Raw genomic sequence first — 17,155 nt, 5'->3', positions numbered from 1 at the left:
ATAGGACATACATCGAGAACCCTGTGGGAGCTGGCTTGCCAGCGATAGCGGTCTGTCAGCGAAGTAAAGGGTTGCTGACATGACGCCATCGCTGGCAAGCCAGCTCCCACAGGGTTTTGCAGTGTTTGGGTGATTTGGGGTTAGGTGTAGACCGGCCAAGTGTCGACTATTTTGCCGCCGCGCACGGCGAGCAGGTCGCCGAATTGCAGGAGCACGGCTTCGGTCTGGGTCGGGCGCAGGAAGACTTGATCTTCGATGGTCAGCCCCACGGCGTTGGAGCCATTGACCATCTCTTGATTTGAGCTGCGTCCGTAGACGCTGTTGCTCTGTAAACCCTGGGGCGATTCGAACTCGGCCATCCAGTTACCGCCGTAGATGAAATAGGTCTGGCGCTGATTCTGATCCCACCACGACAACAGCTTCGACTTGTCATCCAGTGCCGGAATATTCACCGCGCCTGTGCTTTTCAAGACTGGCGTGGCGATGTAGGTCGCGGGCACATGCTCGGCCAGCGAAGGCAAATCATAGTGCGTCGGTTTGAGCATCGCCGTGCCCACGGAAACCTCGGTACTCAGTTTCTCGTTTTCGTGAATGCGATAACTCGGGCTGCCGGCGGTATTCAGGCACAAACCGTCGTGCCACAACGCCGGGAACTGCTGCCGGGTGAAATCGACGCAACGCTGATAAATCACCATGACCTTGGCGAACAATTCCTCCGGTGAGCCGAGTATTCCCGGTACACCCATGCCCACAAACGGGTCATAGCCCATGAACCCGGCGAATTCCAGATGCTGCGGGTTGGCGCTGATCAGCGTGAGCATCTGCCCAAGGACATTCACATCACTGACCCCGCCACGATGCAGGCCGACATCCAGCTCGATGTTGATGCGCATCCGTGTGCCCAAACCCTGCGCCAGCGCGAGGTATTGCTGCAATCGCTCTGGCCCGTCGAGCAGCCATTGCAATTGCTTCGCCGGATCGAAAGAGCCTTTGTGGGATTGATAAAACAGCTCGGCCGAGCGTACCGGCAATGGCTTGCCGAGCAAAATGTCGGACTGCGGAAACACCTGTGCATCGTGATTGAGGAACGGCTGATGGAACGACATCAGCTTTTGTGTTCCGGCCCGTTGCCCGATGTAGCTCAACAGTCCCGGTGACGGCAGCGACTTTTCCACCAGCCGCAGGTGTTTGCCGCCGCGTTTGATCGACTGCATCACCACATCAATGTTGTGATCGAGGCGATCCAGATCGATCAGCAGCACCGGGCGCATAGGCCCCTTTTCCTTCAATTCCTTGTTCAGCGCCCGGAAGTATTCGCTGTACGGCGCTCCGCGATCGCCCGGCCGCAGCCACGCGCCAACGCCGACCAACAAAGCACCGCCACCCAACGTGCCGAGCAGAAAATTGCGCCGATTGACCGCCATCAGCTCACCCCCAATATCGACGCCAGATGCGCATTGAGAAACCGTCCACTCGGATCCAGCGCCTGACGCACGTCGACAAATTCACGCCAGCGCGGATACAGCGGTTGCAGGTTCTTCGCGTTGAGCGAGTGCAACTTGCCCCAATGCGGCCGGCCGTTGTACTTCCAGAAGATCGGCTCGACCGCCGCGAAGAAGTTGTGATGATCCATCTGATAATGCTGGTGTACCGAGATCGAACAGCTGTCGCGGCCCTCGAACATACTCAGCGGAATGTCGTCAGCCTTGACGTAGCGGTACTCGATGGGAAACCAAGTGCGCAGGTCCTTATCCTGAATCAGCTTGAGGATTTCGCGCAGGCAGGCCGGTCCGTGTTCGGCAGGCACTGAATACTCCATTTCGTTGAAACGCACGGTGCGCACATTGGCGTAGATGTCGAAGGAGTCGCCGACGCGGTCATCGAAACTGGCCAGATGGCGCAGGCTGTTGAGCAGCGTGCGGCGCAGGTCGGGAAAGTCGCTGCCGTATTTGTCGATCTTCTCGATCAGGGTGACGAACTCGTTGCCGCCCTCTTCTTCCGGGCTGATCGGCGGCGTCGCCGGGTCGTCGGTTTCGTTGAGGGCGATGGACAAGGCGTAGTCGGAATGCGTGACGACGAGCATTTCCCAGTGCTGGTTTTCACGGGTGTTCTTGTCGAGGTCTTCGAGCAGTTCCTCGGTCTTGGCGATCCACTGGCGTTCGCGTAGGCGGTATGCCTGGCGGTTTTGCAGACGGATTTTAGTGGCGACACCGAGCGCACCGAGGGAGACGCGGGCGGCGTTGAATACTTCGGGGTGGCGCTGGCTGTCGCAGTCGAGCACCTCGCCATTGGCCGTGACCAATTGCAGTCCGCAGACGTGGGCCGAGTAGGATTGGAAGTTTTTCCCTGTGCCGTGGGTCGAGGTGGCAATGGCCCCGGCCAGGGTCTGGTAATCGATATCGGCCATGTTCTGCAGGGCTTGGCCGATGTCTTTCAGTGGCTGGCCCATGCGCGACATGGGCGTGCCGGCGGCGAATTCGGCTTGCAGGGTTTTCGCATCGTGATCGAGCAGACCGCTGAAATAGCTCAGCGACAACAGCGTGCCGTCGGTGGGCACCAGCGCGCTGAAGGAATGCGCCGAGCCGACCGGGCGAATCTTGCCTTGCGCTTGTTTGATGACGGCTGTCAGTTCATCGAGATTTTTCGGCGCCAGCCGCGCCGCCGGCAAGCAACTCTGCCCGCCCGACCAGTTGCGCCACGGAATCAGCCGTGGCGCGCGCAGCAATTGACCCAACGCCGGATGACTCGCCAACGCACTGAACGCGCCGACGATGCTTGCCCGTTGCAACAACTGACGCCGTGTCAGATCCATCGTCATGCCGGGCACCTTATTGTGGGAGCGGCTGGTCGGCCATGAAGCCGATCAGTTGCAGGAATTGCTCTTCCGAACATTCGACGCACTGGCCCATCGGCGGCATGCCGTTATAGCCGTTGATGGCGTGGTCGAGCAGCGTGTCGGTGCCTTGCTGGATGCGCGGTTCCCAGGCTTTGTGATCACCGGTGAGCGGTGCGTTGGCGGCGGGATTGGCGTGGCAGAGCTGGCAGCTGTTGGCGTAGATCTGCGCCAGTGCCGGGTCGTTGGGCATGGCGTTGTTGGGGATGGTGACCGGGGGTTTGGGGTCTTCGCCGCAGCCAGACAACGCCATGGCCAACGCCAGCATTAAAGTCCGTCGAATTGCCCGCATAGCGACCTCGCTTATTGTTGTGAACACACCTTACGGCAGCGCCTGCAACGGGTTGAGGGCATTGCAGGCCAGAGAGGGGGGCAAACGGGGCCAGCTCTCCCCCCGATGATCGTTCCCACGCTCTGCGTGGGAATGCCTCAAGGGACGCTCCGCGTTCCAATGGGACGCAGAGCGTCCCGGGCTGCGTTCCCACGCGGAGCGTGGGAACGATCATCAAGCCTGTCCGCTCTGCTGTGCGCCTTTGCGTGACATTCGGGTGACATTTGCGGGTTTAAATTCCGGCGCATTCAGGCGTATAACCTGTGAAGGCTTTTTGATCTGCATACGGACATCAACACGGGGTAGCGACATGACCACAGCAAACATCCTTGGCAACCTGTTCCCTTCTGTCAGCGACATCCCGGAAAAATACCGCCTCGACGCTCAGGTCGAGCAACGCGAATACCTGGTCGACGGCCAGTTGCGCCGCTGGGACGGCCCGCTCGCCACCGTGCGCAGCCCGGTCTATCTGAAAGGCGATAACGGCGACGAACAAGTCATCCTCGGCAGCACGCCGCTGCTGGACGCCGACACCGCGCTCACCGCCCTCGACGCTGCCGTGCGCGCCTACGACCGGGGCCAGGGCCTGTGGCCGACCATGCGCGTGGCCGAACGCATCCAGCACGTCGAAGCCTTCCTCGGCCGCATGCGTCAGCAACGTGACGCAGTGGTGAAACTGCTGATGTGGGAAATCGGCAAGAACCTCAAGGACTCGGAAAAAGAGTTCGACCGCACCTGCGACTACATCGTCGACACCATCAATGCGCTCAAGGAACTCGACCGCCGCTCCAGCCGTTTCGAGCTGGAACAGGACACCCTAGGGCAGATTCGCCGCGTGCCGCTCGGCGTCGCCCTGTGCATGGGCCCTTACAACTATCCGCTGAACGAAACCTTCACCACGCTGATCCCGGCGCTGATCATGGGCAACACCGTGGTGTTCAAACCGGCCAAGCTCGGCGTGTTGCTGATCCGCCCGTTGCTCGAAGCCTTCCGCGACAGCTTTCCCACCGGCGTCATCAACGTGATTTACGGCAGTGGCCGCGAAACCGTCAGCGCGCTGATGGCCAGCGGCAAGATCGACATCTTCGCCTTCATCGGCACCAACAAAGCCGCCAGCGACCTGAAAAAACTCCACCCAAAACCACACCGTTTGCGCGCCGCGCTGGGTCTGGATGCGAAGAACCCGGGCATCGTCCTGCCGGAAGTCGATCTCGACAACGCCGTCAGCGAAGCGGTCACCGGTTCACTGTCGTTCAACGGTCAGCGCTGCACCGCGCTGAAAATCCTCTTCGTGCACGAGGATGTGGTCGATAGCTTTATCGAAAAATTCAACGCCAAACTGGCCACTCTGAAACCGGGCATGCCATGGGACAGCGGCGTGTCGCTGACGCCGCTGCCGGAGTCGGGCAAGGTCGATTATCTGCATGGTTTGGTGGCCGACGCACGCGCCAAGGGTGCCGAAGTGGTCAACCCCAACGGCGGCGAATCCCGCGAGTCGTTCTTCTACCCGGCAGTGCTGTATCCGGTGAATCCGCAGATGCGCGTCTATCAGGAAGAACAGTTCGGCCCGGTGGTGCCGATTGTGCCGTACCGCCATCTCGATACCGTGATCGACTACGTGCTGGAGTCGGACTTCGGCCAGCAGTTGAGCATCTTCGGCACCAACCCGGTGGCGGTCGGTCGTCTGGTTGACACCTTCGCCAACCAGGTCGGGCGGATCAACCTCAACGCGCAATGCCAGCGCGGGCCGGACACTTACCCGTTCAATGGCCGCAAGAATTCGGCGGAAGGTACGCTCTCGGTACACGATGCGTTGCGGGTGTTCTCGATCCGTACGCTGGTGGCGACCAAGTTCCAGGACAGCAACAAGGATCTGATCAGCGAGATCATTCGCGGGCGTGATTCGAGCTTCCTGACCACCGACTACATCTTTTGATCAACTGTCACGCGGATCGTGAATAAGCAAAAAGGCGACGGCAACCGCTTCTGATCCAAAGTCGCCAAGCGCCCGGCAAATCAGTGGCTACACTGATGCCAGCACTGTGCTGGATGCCGGGAGCTTGACCATGCTGGATTACTTTGCGCTAGGGGTTTTGGTGTTTGCCGGGCTCGTACTGTTTTACGGGATCATCGTGTTGCACGACATCCCCTATGAGATTGCCGTTCATCGTAACCACCCGCATCAGGATGCGATCCATGCCACTGGCTGGGTCAGTCTGTTCACGCTGCATGCGCTTTGGCCCTTCCTGTGGATCTGGGCGATGGCCTATCGAGAAGATCGCGGCTGGGGCTTCGGTGACGGTAAATCCGTGCAAAACCATGTCGTTCGCCTGGAGCAACAGGTGGTCGAACTGCAAGGACGCCTCGAACGACTCGAAGCGCTGAATGCCACTGCTCCCAACAACCGGGAGGGCTGAACACCATGGATCTGCTCCTTATCCTGACTTACGCCGCGATTTGCGTCGCAGTGTTCAAGATCTTCCGTATCCCGCTGAACAAATGGACGGTGCCCACCGCCGTACTGGGCGGCATCCTGATGATCGGCGCCTTGATTTTCACCATGAACTACAACCATCCCTACTCTGAGGTGGCGCGCACTTACTTCGTTTCCGTGCCGGTCATCCCCATCGTCAGCGGCCAGGTGATCGACGTGCCGGTGAAGGGTAACGAGCCGCTGGAAAAAGGCGACGTGCTGTTTCGCATCGACCCCACGCCGTTTGCCAACCGGGTGAAATCCCTCAAGGCGCAATTGATCGCAGCCAAAGGCGATCGCTACCGGATCACTGAACTGATCCGGCGCAACTTCGGCACCCAGCGTGAATTGGATGCGGCCATCTCCCGCACCGATGATCTGCAGGCGCAGCTGGACAACGCCCAGTTCGAGCTGGACAACACCACCGTCCGCGCACCGAGCAAAGGGTTCGTTACCCATGTCTCGTTACGGCCGGGGATGATGGCGAGCAAGTTGCCGCTGCGTCCATCGATGGTGTTCATTCCAGAAGAGGGCCAATACTTTGCCGCGTGGATGCGCCAGAACAGCCTGTTGCGCCTGACCGTCGGCGATGAAGCAGAAGTCGCGTTCGATGGCATTCCCGGCAAGGTTTTCGCCGGCCGGGTGAAAAACGTCATCGGGGTGATTGCCGAAGGTCAGGTACAACCTTCCGGCACCCTGATCGGCTACACCGGCTCGCCGCCGGCCGGGCGTGTGCCAGTGATCATCGAAATCACCGATCCGGCCTTCGCCCAGTACAGCAAGCTGATGCCGGGCGGTGCTTACGGGCAGGCCGCGTTGTACAGTCAGCACTTCCATCACATTGGCACGATGCGCAAAATCCTCCTGCGTATGGCAGCATGGATGAATTACATTTTTCCTTTCCATTGACCTGAAGTCCAATCACGAGAGGCCCGCACTGAGTACTTACAGCACCCATCGACTTCCGCCCTTGCTGCGCCGTGTCCTGCGTCCGTTGCTTGATCCTTATCGACGTTACCGGCACGCGCGGCTGATCCATGCGGTGCGCGTTGCCCTCGGCTTGCTGGCGACAATCCTGCTGACCACCGGCATCAATCTGCCCCACGGTGAATGGGCCTCGGTGACCATGCTGGTGGTGATCGGCGGTTTACAGCACCACGGCAACATCGGCAAAAAAGCCGCCGAACGCGCCACCGGCACCTTGATCGGCGCCGGCGTCGGTTTGTTGCTGGTGGCGCAGCAGGCGTGGCTCGGCATGCCGTGGCTGACGTATTTTGCGATGGCGGTGGTCTGCGGTTTCTTCTCTTACCACGCGATTGGCAAAGGGGGTTATACCGCCCTGCTCTCAGCGATCACCGTGTTCATTGTCGCCGGGCATGGTGACAATCCGATCACCGACGGCTTGTGGCGCGGCGTCGACATTCTGATCGGCATCGCCCTCGCCCTGGCCTTCTCTTTTGCCCTGCCGCTGTACGCGGTGTACTCGTGGCGCTACAACCTCGCCGATGCCCTGCGTGATTGCGCCACGGTGTATGGACGCATCATCAGCGGCCAACCGGTCAGCGCCGATGAGCATTTGAAACTTATGGGCCGACTCGGCGCGGTGATGGTGCAATTGCGCTCGCTGATGCCGTCGGTGTCCAAGGAAGTGAAGGTGTCCATGACCGAACTCGATGCGATCCAGCGCAACTTGCGCATGTGCATCAGCACGCTGGAGATCCTTGGCAACACGCGACCGGATGCCAACGACCCAGAAGCCATGGCGCATCTGCAATCAGCGCTGAAGGCCGAGCACCGGCAGATTCGCGTGCAACTGATCGGCATGGCCCGGGCGCTGAAAACCGGCGCTTCGCAACGCCTGGACAAGCCGCTCGAGTTGCCGGAAGCCAACCTCGATGCGCCGGTTTACAGCACGCTGGATGGCTACCGACTGTTGACCCGGCAACTGGCAGCGAACATCGGCGAGATGCGCCAGCGCCTGGCGAAAACCGCGCCGCGCTGGAACATTTGAAGGTTACTGCGCGGCCAGTCGCCGCGCTTTCAGCCCCCAACCTTGCTGCATGCCGGCGGCGGCCAACAGGATCGCCGCGACACCGACCCACTGCAGGGTTTCCAGACGATGGCCGAACGCGAACCAGTCGACGAAGATCGCCGCGATCGGGTAGATGAACGACAGTGCACCGGTCAATGCGGTCGGCAATTTCTGGATCGCGCCGTACAGCAACACATACATCAGACCGGTGTGGACGATGCCCAATGTGACCAGGCTGGCCCAGGCACTCGGCTCATGCGGCAACGCGCTGAAATGCGCAAATGGCGCCAGCAACAGCCCCCCGGTGCAGACTTGAATCAACGCAATCAGATGCGGTGGCGTGCCGGTCAGGCGCTTGATGATCAACGCGGCAATCGCATAGAGAAACGCCGCGCCCAAAGCCAGTGCAATGCCCAGCAGATAGTCGTTACCGCTGCCGCCCTGCGTGCCATGGGCACTGACAATCGCCAACATGCCCATGAACGAAATCGCCAGCCAGAACAGCTTTTGCAAGGTGATTTTCTCGCCAAGAAACAGCGCCGCCAAACCGACCAGCATGAATGGCTGCACGTTGTACACTGCCGTACCGATGGCAATTGAGGCCTTTGAGTAAGAGGCAAACAACAGCACCCAGTTACCGACAATCGCCATCCCGCTCAGCACCGCGAGCAGGAATGTGCTGCGGGTCAGAATGCCCGGGTGCAGAAAGCCGAAAGCGGCACAGATCAGCAGCAAGGTGCCGGCACCGAACACGCAACGCCAGAACACCACGTCGAACACCGGCTGCCCGGACACCAGCACGAACCAGCCAATTGTCCCGGATATGAGCATGGCGGCAGTCATTTCGAATGAGCCGCGCCGCAGGGTCTTGTCCATCATGAATCTCCTCAACAATTGAACAAAGTATGCCAAGGCATCCCGGCGGCGCTCCAGAGCAAAAATCAGGCTAAACTCGCTATCTGCCTTTTTTATCGCGGGTGGTTTTCATCAATCGCCTAATGCTGGAGTTTTTTCATGACTGACGATATTGACCAGATCCTCATCGGCGCATTGATGGAGGATTCGCGGCGTTCGCTCAAGGCCTTGGCACAAATCAGCGGGTTGTCGTCGCCAAGCGTGGCTGAACGGTTGCGGCGCCTGGAAGAACGCGGTGTGCTCAAGGGCTACACCGTCGAGATCGATCCGAAGTGTTTTGGTTACCAATTGCAGGCCATCGTCCGGGTGCGACCACTGCCGGGACAGTTGCAGGAGGTGGAGCGGCAGATCCTGTCGATTCCCGAATTCACCGAGTGCGACAAGGTGACGGGCGAGGATTGTTTTATCGCGCGCTTGCATGTGCGCTCAATGGAACAGCTGGACACCCTGCTCGACCGACTCAATACGCTGGCTGAAACCAACACGGCAATCGTCAAGAAAACCCCGGTCAAGCGCCGCTTGCCACCGATGGCGTAAGTGCTTTTCCTGCACTTTTGGCTTAGATTAGGGTTTTTCCGGCGAGGGATTGGCGGTATGAAAGTTAAGGCAATGATGCTGATGGCATTAGTGTTGAGTGGTTGCGGGACAGTGCAGACGGTCGTGCGCGACGACCAGGTTGCCATAGACGATTTGAAATCGAACAAATCCTATTGCGGGGCGGTACCACGGATCTACAGCGGCGTGATGTATGACTTCTGCAGTCTGCATGCACCGATAGACGAAGGTAACAAGTACAACGCAGCCCTGCCCGGCTGGGCTATTGATGCCGTGGCTTCCGGGGTGCTCGACACCTTGTTGCTGCCCTACACCATCTACAAGCAGCAGGCCGACGGCAGCATCATTATCAATTGATCGACGGATTGTCCGCGTCCACCTCCTTTCTCACAGGCAACAAAAAACCCGCCTAAGCGGGTTTTTTGTTTACGTCATTACAACGATCAGTCGTCGCGGCTCATGATGCCGAAGATCTGCAACAGGCTGATGAACAGGTTGTAGATCGATACATACAGGCTGATGGTCGCCATGATGTAGTTACGCTCGCCGCCGTGGATGATGGCGCTGGTCTGGAACAGGATGCACACGGACGAGAACAGCACGAAACCTGCGCTGATCGCCAGTTGCAGGCCGCTGACCTGGAAGAAGAAGCTTGCCAGCGTTGCACCCAGCAACACGAAGAAACCAGCGGTGATGAAACCACCGAGGAAGCTCATGTCCTTGCGGGTGATCAGCACGTAGGCCGACAGACCACCGAACACCAGCGCGGTCATCGCGAACGCCGAGCTGACCACTTCAGCGCCGCCCTGCATGCCCAGGTAACGGTTGAGGATCGGGCCGAGCAGGAAACCCATGAAACCGGTCAGCGCAAAAGCGGACACCAGGCCCCACGCGGAATCACGCAGCTTGTTGGTGAGGAAGAACAGCCCGTAGAAGCCGATCAGCACCACGAAAATATTCGGGTAGCCAACACGCATCTGCTGAGCGACGAAAGCCATGACTCCGCTGAATGCGAGGGTCAGAGCCAGTAGGCCGTAAGTGTTGCGCAGGACGCGGCTAACCTCTAGCTGCTCAGCCTGCACGCTGTTATTAACTGCGTAATCCTGTTCGCGCATGGCGACACTCCTGTTGGTTTGAAACGTTCAGTCGCAAAGATCATAACAGACGCTCTGTAACAAGCCATGCAGAGAGTTTGACAGTGTGTTTCATTCAGGTATTATGGCGCCCGCAACGCAACGGAGGTGTGGCCGAGTGGTTTAAGGCAACGGTCTTGAAAACCGTCGACTGTAACAGGTCCATGAGTTCGAATCCCATCGCCTCCGCCATATTTGGTACCGACAAAGCCCTGATTATTCAGGGCTTTGTCGTTTCTGGGGTTTGAGATTTCCGCCGCGCTAGCTGAAGCGTTACAGAACTCTCTGCTCTCTCTTCTCCGGCGTCCTGCCAAACGTAAAACACTCTACATTTATCCCGGTGCTACGCTGCTCCTTTAGCTGCTAAGGGAACACAAAATGCCCAACTCAGACCTGCTATCTTCCCTGCTCTTCAAGATCAACGAAAACCAACTCGCCCTCGAGGCCGTCATCATGGAGTTATCGAATTGGGCGGAGCAGCGCGGGGCGGCCGATGTAACCGAGAATGTGCGCGGCGCCCTCTGGGCGATCGACAAAAACGAAGAGTTCATCAAGATGACGCTCGCGGTTTTGATGACGCCCGACAGACCGCTATTGGGCCAATAGCAGTCATCTTGGCTCAGCATTATCTGGAATGAATCAGGTTTCGATATCAAATCTGCTCAATAGCGCGGCGCCGTCAGTGACACCTAAAATTTGATCGATCGCAGCGATTTTTTGGGATGCGCCATCAAGCGCAAAGTCAGCATTGGTGTAAACAGCCTCCGCCTCGTTATGAAGTGCATAGGCAATATGTGCCGCCACACGAACATTCGTCGGGGCGTCTACAACGCTACCCAGATAACCAACAAGTAAAATCTTGATCTCCAGCAATGCGAGGGCGAGTAGTCTGTTTTGGTCAGTCTGCATATCGGGATCCTGGATATTGCAACGCAGGTTTCGAAACGAATTTCGCGAGGTTATATAAAACGTCGTATATGCAAAAGCAAAAGCCCGCTCCGAACCGAAACGTTTCGCTTATGACAGGCTGCTTCTGGCCGAAAGCAGCCCTATCCCTACTGTTCGTCGCCTCCCCCTCGGCCACCTGCCGAGACTCGACTAGCGTGCATGCATACAGAATTTTTACAGCGAAACCCGCAGCATGACTTTCGATCAAGCGAAACCTCTCCGACTCCAGCGATGGCGAACAACTCTCGATGACCAAGACTTCCGCATGCAAAACTTAGAGGGACATCGGGAACCCTCCACGAGATGACAGCCACGCTCCGCGATGAGGGCCTGATCGATCAGATTGAGCAGTACGACACGAATGAGATGGCCGACGCGGCTTATTGGCATGCCATCGAGGAGTTCCAAAACTCGCCAAGCCAATACCGTGGCACGTCGAGCTATGACGTCGTTCGTATCGACAACGGAGAACTGCTAACTGCCCGACCCTCTCTGTGAGCGCGCATCGGGGTGTGATCTGAAGCTAATACTCGGGCAGCAGATGAGCCAACCGGTCGCTTCTATGGCTCCCCCTTTTGCCGAATGCCGATTGAGCCCCGGCCAGATTACACCCCGATGCGGACCAAGCTGCCGCCTATAACTGCCATCATGCGTCAGGTATGGATCACAGCAAAGTGAGCAAGAGAGGCAATTACTTCGCAGTAATGAATCCACCACAGAGACTGTCCAGCAAACTCTGGCCGCCTGTGGAATTGAAGAATTCAATCGACTGCTTCACCTCCATGTCGTACATAGGGTTTGTAGCAACCTCACGGATATGTTTCGCCATCTCGTCATTTATGTCCGCTTTCTGTTCTGTCAGGAACTTTTCTAAAGTGATACCTGCTTCTGGATGCTTTTTTGCGCATGCCTGCGTGGATGCGACAGCTATAACCGCAGTGTTGTGGTCCACGACAACGTCGCTGGCAGCAGAAGCTGGAACGACATAAGCGAAGGCAATTATCGCGATGACCGTACCAGTGCGAATTTTACTTAGGAACATTTAGATCTCCAGATCTCAAGTACTCGGCATTAACGCCAAGACATATCGGCCATGCTCGCTGGTTCCTTGAGCAATTTAGCTGCGCCCCTCCGACACAACCCGAATGCACTCCCCTCACCACCTGCGCACTGGTGCTGGATCGACTTCATTACGAGTGGCACGGCGCCTGGGAAAAAGTGATCGGCAAATTCACCATCAAGAACGGCGACAAAGGCGAGTACCGAGTACCGGGCTGGAAGCTTGAAGACGAGCAAGGGCTGGGCGTGAAGGTCTGGGTGACCTTCCGCGGCGAAGACGAGCCGCGAGTCCTTGAGTTGCTACTGGCCCAGGCACGCACTCGAAACAGCACCCTCTGGGCTGACGATCCTCGCCAGCAACTGGCGTACCTCGCCACCAAGCGCTGGTCGCGACTCTATTGCCCGGACGTGATCCTCGGCGTGTATAGCCCGGACGCGCTGGAAGAAACCGCGCCGACCATTCGCAACGTATCGCCAGCGCGCGGCGCGGCACCGGTAGAACTCTCGCCCTACCCCGACGAAAAGCTCACAGAGAATTTGCCCAAATGGCAAACCGCAGTCGACGCCGGACGCTCCGCCCCTGATCACCTGATCGCAACCGTCAGCAGCAAATTCACCCTGAGCGAAGAGCAGATCGCCAGGATCAAAGCGCTTGCGCCAATTGAAGGGGGCCAAGAATGAAAATCCACAATGTCGCTCAGGGCTCCGAAGCCTGGCATGCACTCCGCGCCAACTACTTCACTGCCTCAGAAGGCACTGAAGAAAACTTCTTTTCGATGGAATACACACCAGCCGCGACACTCGTAGCAGGCTGGAAGCAGTTCCAAGCTGACCTACTGGACTTCACTCCCTCCGAGGTGGTGCCGGAGGCCGTCGACAAAACGCCGGAATCCTTGCCAGCGCTGCGCATCGAAGTTACCGGCATGGTCACCGCCAGCAACCTGGAGCAATTCAAAGCTCACTCCCTCGCTGTCTTCGGCTCGATCAACACCGTGCTGGAAACGGATCAGCACTTCGCCGACGCAGAAAAAACGGTCAAATGGTATGGCGATGTCGAGGAGCGCCTGGAAGCAGCCAAGCAGCACGCGCTGAGCCAAACCGAAAGCATCGACGCACTGTTCCGTACCATCGACGAGATCAGCGCCGAGGCTCGCGCCAAGCGTCTGATGCTCGACAAGCCGTTGAAAGCCCGCAAGCTCAGCATCCGTGAAGACATCGTCATGGATGCAGCGAAGTCGCTGCAGGTCCACATCGACCAGATCAGCGCTTCACTCGGCGGCAAAGCGCGCATGCCAGCGGTGCCTGCAGATTTCGCCGGAGCCATTAAAGGCAAGAAGACGATCAGCAGACTGCGTGACTCTGCCGATTCCGAACTGGCCCGGGCAAAGATTGCCGCCAGCCAGGTCGGCGACAGCATCCGGAGCAACTTGGCCACCCTGGACGAGCTCGCAGCCGACTACATGTTCCTGTTTAAAGACGTTCAGCAGCCGGCGATGAAGGCAAACGACGACTTGGTCGCGCTGATCAAGGTGCGAATATCCGAACACCAGAAGGCCGAGGAGTAGAAAGCGGAAGCGCAGCGTGAACAGATCCTTCAGGAAGAGCTGAAGCGATTCGAGGACGAGGCGAAAGCCAACGCACCGGTTGAGCCTGCAACAGTCGCAAGCCCGGCGCCAGTGAAGGCCGCCGCGCCGGTTCAGTCTGCGTCGAAGCCTGCGACCACAACCGTAGTGCCGGTGAGCCTGCAAGCTGAGGTGTTCGATTTGGAAGCGCTAATCCACGCCGTCGCTGGCGGCCATGCCCCTATCTCGGTTCTGACCGTGGATTGGGAGAAACTCGACGCGATGGTCGTGGCCCAGGGCGACAAGTTCAGCATGGCCGGCGTGAGGCTGGTCAAGGTGGCAGCGTGATCTGCCTCAAGCCTTGGTCGATTGAGTGAACATCCAGCCTAAAAAAATCGCCATGACAATCGGCTGAATCAGATCTGTGGTAGGTGCCATGCCAGACCAGACTCTCAGACCTGAAACTACGAAAGCCACCACGGCGGCGATGACACCCAGTCCGGAAATCCAGCGAAAATACCTTGGAAACATTGTGTAACTCCCTTATGAAGGGGCGGAATCGTAATCGCATTTAGCCATCACTTCAATCTACGTTATCGAGGCGAGTCACGGACTGTTGAAGCTTAAAGTTACTGAACTGGCTGGACTTGCCAGCCAGCGGAATTGAAGTTGTAGGCCATGGCCAAGAATCTAACCGAGCGCAAACGCGACCAGCGCGAACGGGACAAGATGGTCCAGGCGGAAAAAGAGGCCGCTCTGTTGTCACGTCAGATTGTCACGAAGCTTTATCACAGCGATGACGCGGCGCTAAAGCTGGTCATGGCCAGGACCGAGATCGGTGAAACAGGCCCTGATTTCGCGCTTCATTCGCGGCGCTGACCGTATGACTGACGAGCAATTGGCGAATCACATTCGCATTGAGTGACATGCCGCCGTGACATGCCCATAACCCACCCTACTCGCTGCATCCGGTAACCGGAGGGCGGCGCTTACCCAAGCAAACTATCTAACCTCATAGAGGTTTAGCGCAACTTTGTTGCTACCCAATGTAGCTCTGTCGGCATGCACCACATGCATTTTGTTTAATAGCAATTCGACATCCAAATTATCAAACAAGGCGTACTCAATTGCGAAACGATTAAATTTACGCCCCTTCTCGCTTAAGCAATTATAGAAAATGAATACGAGCTCGTGATCCGACAATAAAGATCGCACAACGGCCCCTAGATGCTTCTTTTGTGTAGCTTCCACATCATCGATAAATCTGAATAACGAATACAGGCTTCTAAAATACAGACCGAGATCGCCCTGATGGGACTTTAAGACCTTTTTATATGCTTCAAGGCCCCGCACTATATCAGGCTTATCCTTGAACTCTATAAACATCTCACTGTACCTAGTCTGCAATTTATTTCGCCAATCCCGGAAACAATCTCGCCCCTGAATTGTATGTGCATTCTCACCCTTTCGATGCAAATCAAAACCTTGGACAACCTGTTGCTGCAGTGTAAGCATATTGTAAAATTGGGATTCTGTTTGCTGTTTCGCATTTTGAGCTTGGTTCGCTTCCAAATCTTTTCGCTGAAAGTAAAGTGTAATTAGAACTCCAGAGAATGCCAGGCCAGAAAAAAGAGCATTTAGGGTTCCAAAAGCATCACCAAAAGTTCCACTTCGAACGCCCTTTAATTCAGCAATCTCTTCCGACAACCCATATCCCGAAAACAAAAAATAGTAATATCCAAAATACGCAGCGAATACTGCAGCGACCCCAACAGTGATAACTACCCCTGCTTTAATCTTCATTTTTAATAGCCTGCCCATTGTTGACCCGGCTCCATGCCGGTTAACCGTAATACCCCAACCAAAACCAAATTGCCACCACCGGTGACGGAGGGCGGGTGTTGTTACCCATGAATTTCTTCTGCGGTTGGCCGCGGCGCACCAGTAGAGGCCGCTGCCTCACACGACGACATGGCGATATTGAGGTGATCTTTGATCTCAGAAAGCATTACAACCCATCGTTTGTAGTGTTTTTTATGCTGAGAAGCGTCGCTCCAAGTGTGGTGGCAAATCATCACGCTGGCATCAGCAGAAAAACTCTGAATGAGTCCTAGCGCCCTCGCCGTTCTCTTTGCAGCATGGCTTTTCAAATGAAGCAACGGGTACAGATCGTCAATAGAAATAGCTTTAGCCATGACATCAAACTCTTGTATGGCTCTGAGAATATTAACGTACCCATCAACCGGCTCTCCATCATCGAAACAGAACCAGGCGAATAGATAGGAGGCTTTACTTTCAAGCTCCGTGATAGGACTTAGCATTTTTGCCGCGACCAGTTCTGAACGATCCTTGTCTGCCCTGCGATTTACCCAGGACGTATGCCCGGAGACCCCCAAAGCAACAGCAACGGCGGCTAGTGTGCCAAGAGCTGACAACATATCCCACGGCGAATCCGCCATTCGAATCTCCTCGATCCGGCTCCATGCCGGGCCGAACACAAATAACCAAATTCTGCGATCACGCCAGGTTCAACGCGTCATCGTTAACCCTTGATGCACCATAAAGATTAGGCCACCAACTTAGCCTTCAACATTGCTTCGAGGCTAGTTAATGCACTTTGCACTTCATCGCCAAACTCGTCAACCTCACCCAATCTACTTCTTAAAACCGTGCGTCTATCACCTAAGAACCCCTCGTAGTCCTGCCGATCTTCGTCGCTCTCTTCTGGATCCATGGCCATTAACTTTATAGCTATGTAATCTTCATACTCATCCTTTAGCATTTCAACATATCTAATGCTTTGAACAATACCTTGTCCCCAAAGCGCCTCAGCTTCAAACATGGACGCTGAGAGCGCAGCGAATTCTTTGTTGAAGACGTCTATCCTGCGTTGAAACCCTAGCTTTTGACGCTTGAATCGATCAATAGGATCACCGCCGAATGCAGGCCCCCCACTTTCTCGAAACTCATGAGGATATATCGCTGGCCTCCTAGCGTAAAAAAAAGCTTTTTTAAACCTATAAGACTCTACAAGCATCCTTCTCGAAAGCTCGTGATCATTATTCCCTCTGATTTGGCGCCTCCATGTTTTTAGGCCGTTCAAACCTACATAGCTCGCGACAATTACTCCAAGCGCAGTAAATACTGTCCCTACAATGGAGAACACGTCCTTAGTCAGAGACCAATCCGCCTCAGTAATTGCCAAACAAAAACTCATTTTGCTCCTCCTCCCCCCTTCCACATCGCAATATACC

The 17,155-nt window shown here is 56.6% G+C and carries 19 protein-coding genes, 1 tRNA gene and 2 pseudogenes; 12 read left to right on the top strand and 10 right to left on the bottom strand.

The features are described 5' to 3' along the window. Positions 1-140: 140 nt before the first annotated feature. From CKW26_RS26115 to CKW26_RS26105, 3 genes are all read right to left on the bottom strand, one after another. On the bottom strand, positions 141-1,349 hold the full coding sequence (locus CKW26_RS26115) for a DSD1 family PLP-dependent enzyme (RefSeq protein WP_177409295.1): 1,209 nt from the start codon (positions 1,347-1,349) through the stop codon (positions 141-143). Positions 1,350-1,423: 74 nt separating this feature from the next. After that, entirely contained in the window at positions 1,424-2,752 is a 1,329-nt protein-coding gene (locus tag CKW26_RS26110) for a D-arabinono-1,4-lactone oxidase (protein ID WP_176471353.1), read from the bottom strand. Positions 2,753-2,828: 76 nt separating this feature from the next. After that, a complete protein-coding gene (locus CKW26_RS26105; protein WP_095050693.1) occupies positions 2,829-3,185 on the bottom strand; it encodes a cytochrome c5 family protein in 357 nt (118 codons plus the stop codon). Positions 3,186-3,534: 349 nt separating this feature from the next. On the opposite strand from CKW26_RS26105, the gene CKW26_RS26100 reads away from it, so the two are divergent. The 4 genes from CKW26_RS26100 (at position 3,535) to CKW26_RS26085 (ending at position 7,708) form a co-directional block, all read left to right on the top strand. Continuing rightward, a complete protein-coding gene (locus CKW26_RS26100) occupies positions 3,535-5,160 on the top strand; it encodes an NADP-dependent glyceraldehyde-3-phosphate dehydrogenase (RefSeq protein WP_095050692.1) in 1,626 nt (541 codons plus the stop codon). Between the two features lie 130 nt (positions 5,161-5,290). Beyond that, a complete protein-coding gene (locus CKW26_RS26095) occupies positions 5,291-5,641 on the top strand; it encodes a DUF3302 domain-containing protein (RefSeq protein ID WP_095050691.1) in 351 nt (116 codons plus the stop codon). Positions 5,642-5,646: 5 nt separating this feature from the next. Further along, positions 5,647-6,606 (top strand): HlyD family secretion protein, encoded by a 960-nt coding sequence (locus tag CKW26_RS26090; protein WP_095050690.1) that lies wholly within the window; start codon positions 5,647-5,649, stop codon positions 6,604-6,606. 61 nt (positions 6,607-6,667) lie between these two features. Further along, entirely contained in the window at positions 6,668-7,708 is a 1,041-nt protein-coding gene (locus CKW26_RS26085) for an FUSC family protein (RefSeq protein WP_177409294.1), read from the top strand. A gap of 3 nt (positions 7,709-7,711) precedes the next feature. Here CKW26_RS26085 and CKW26_RS26080 read toward each other — a convergent pair whose 3' ends face one another. After that, entirely contained in the window at positions 7,712-8,605 is an 894-nt protein-coding gene (locus CKW26_RS26080) for a DMT family transporter (protein ID WP_095050689.1), read from the bottom strand. 138 nt (positions 8,606-8,743) lie between these two features. On the opposite strand from CKW26_RS26080, the gene CKW26_RS26075 reads away from it, so the two are divergent. Together CKW26_RS26075 and CKW26_RS26070 are read left to right on the top strand one after the other, a co-directional pair. Then, positions 8,744-9,181 (top strand): Lrp/AsnC family transcriptional regulator, encoded by a 438-nt coding sequence (locus CKW26_RS26075; protein WP_064381847.1) that lies wholly within the window; start codon positions 8,744-8,746, stop codon positions 9,179-9,181. Positions 9,182-9,238: 57 nt separating this feature from the next. Beyond that, a complete protein-coding gene (locus CKW26_RS26070; protein WP_095050688.1) occupies positions 9,239-9,556 on the top strand; it encodes a YceK/YidQ family lipoprotein in 318 nt (105 codons plus the stop codon). Positions 9,557-9,642: 86 nt separating this feature from the next. On the opposite strand, the gene CKW26_RS26065 is transcribed toward CKW26_RS26070, so the two are convergent. Beyond that, entirely contained in the window at positions 9,643-10,314 is a 672-nt protein-coding gene (locus tag CKW26_RS26065) for a Bax inhibitor-1/YccA family protein (RefSeq protein ID WP_007915443.1), read from the bottom strand. A gap of 122 nt (positions 10,315-10,436) precedes the next feature. Here CKW26_RS26065 and CKW26_RS26060 point away from each other — a divergent pair. Together CKW26_RS26060 and CKW26_RS26055 are read left to right on the top strand one after the other, a co-directional pair. Next, positions 10,437-10,524 (top strand) — tRNA-Ser (locus tag CKW26_RS26060). Positions 10,525-10,710: 186 nt separating this feature from the next. After that, entirely contained in the window at positions 10,711-10,938 is a 228-nt protein-coding gene (locus CKW26_RS26055) for a hypothetical protein (RefSeq protein WP_095050687.1), read from the top strand. Positions 10,939-10,971: 33 nt separating this feature from the next. On the opposite strand, the gene CKW26_RS26050 is transcribed toward CKW26_RS26055, so the two are convergent. Then, positions 10,972-11,241, bottom strand: a complete 270-nt coding sequence (locus CKW26_RS26050) for a hypothetical protein (protein ID WP_095050686.1) — start codon at positions 11,239-11,241, stop codon at positions 10,972-10,974. A gap of 342 nt (positions 11,242-11,583) precedes the next feature. On the opposite strand from CKW26_RS26050, the gene CKW26_RS30110 reads away from it, so the two are divergent. After that, positions 11,584-11,778: a hypothetical protein gene (locus CKW26_RS30110; protein WP_177409293.1), complete on the top strand. Its 195-nt coding sequence runs from the start codon at positions 11,584-11,586 to the stop codon at positions 11,776-11,778. Positions 11,779-11,971: 193 nt separating this feature from the next. On the opposite strand, the gene CKW26_RS26040 is transcribed toward CKW26_RS30110, so the two are convergent. Next, positions 11,972-12,322, bottom strand: coding sequence for a hypothetical protein (locus CKW26_RS26040; protein WP_095050685.1), 351 nt, complete (start codon positions 12,320-12,322; stop codon positions 11,972-11,974). Positions 12,323-12,435: 113 nt separating this feature from the next. Between CKW26_RS26040 and CKW26_RS26035 the strand changes: the two are divergent. From CKW26_RS26035 to CKW26_RS26025, 3 genes and pseudogenes are all read left to right on the top strand, one after another. Next, positions 12,436-13,020 (top strand): annotated as a pseudogene (locus CKW26_RS26035) (RecT family recombinase); the annotation flags it as partial. A gap of 56 nt (positions 13,021-13,076) precedes the next feature. Continuing rightward, a pseudogene (locus tag CKW26_RS26030) lies at positions 13,077-14,249 on the top strand (Heme peroxidase); the annotation flags it as partial. A gap of 330 nt (positions 14,250-14,579) precedes the next feature. Then, positions 14,580-14,780, top strand: a complete 201-nt coding sequence (locus CKW26_RS26025; protein ID WP_256579966.1) for a hypothetical protein — start codon at positions 14,580-14,582, stop codon at positions 14,778-14,780. 123 nt (positions 14,781-14,903) lie between these two features. Here CKW26_RS26025 and CKW26_RS26020 read toward each other — a convergent pair whose 3' ends face one another. The 3 genes from CKW26_RS26020 to CKW26_RS26010 form a co-directional block, all read right to left on the bottom strand. Further along, a complete protein-coding gene (locus CKW26_RS26020; RefSeq protein WP_177409292.1) occupies positions 14,904-15,704 on the bottom strand; it encodes a putative phage abortive infection protein in 801 nt (266 codons plus the stop codon). Positions 15,705-15,805: 101 nt separating this feature from the next. Then, positions 15,806-16,360, bottom strand: coding sequence for a hypothetical protein (locus CKW26_RS26015; RefSeq protein ID WP_095050683.1), 555 nt, complete (start codon positions 16,358-16,360; stop codon positions 15,806-15,808). Between the two features lie 107 nt (positions 16,361-16,467). Further along, entirely contained in the window at positions 16,468-17,118 is a 651-nt protein-coding gene (locus tag CKW26_RS26010; RefSeq protein WP_095050682.1) for a hypothetical protein, read from the bottom strand. Between the last annotated feature and the right edge of the window lie 37 nt (positions 17,119-17,155).

Origin of the sequence: Pseudomonas sp. Irchel s3h9, assembly GCF_900187475.1 — a bacterium.
In the GTDB taxonomy this organism is placed as follows: domain Bacteria; phylum Pseudomonadota; class Gammaproteobacteria; order Pseudomonadales; family Pseudomonadaceae; genus Aquipseudomonas; species Aquipseudomonas neuropathica.
The sequence above is the reverse complement of the archived record's forward strand: the minus strand, read 5'-3'. Positions and strand labels throughout refer to the sequence as shown.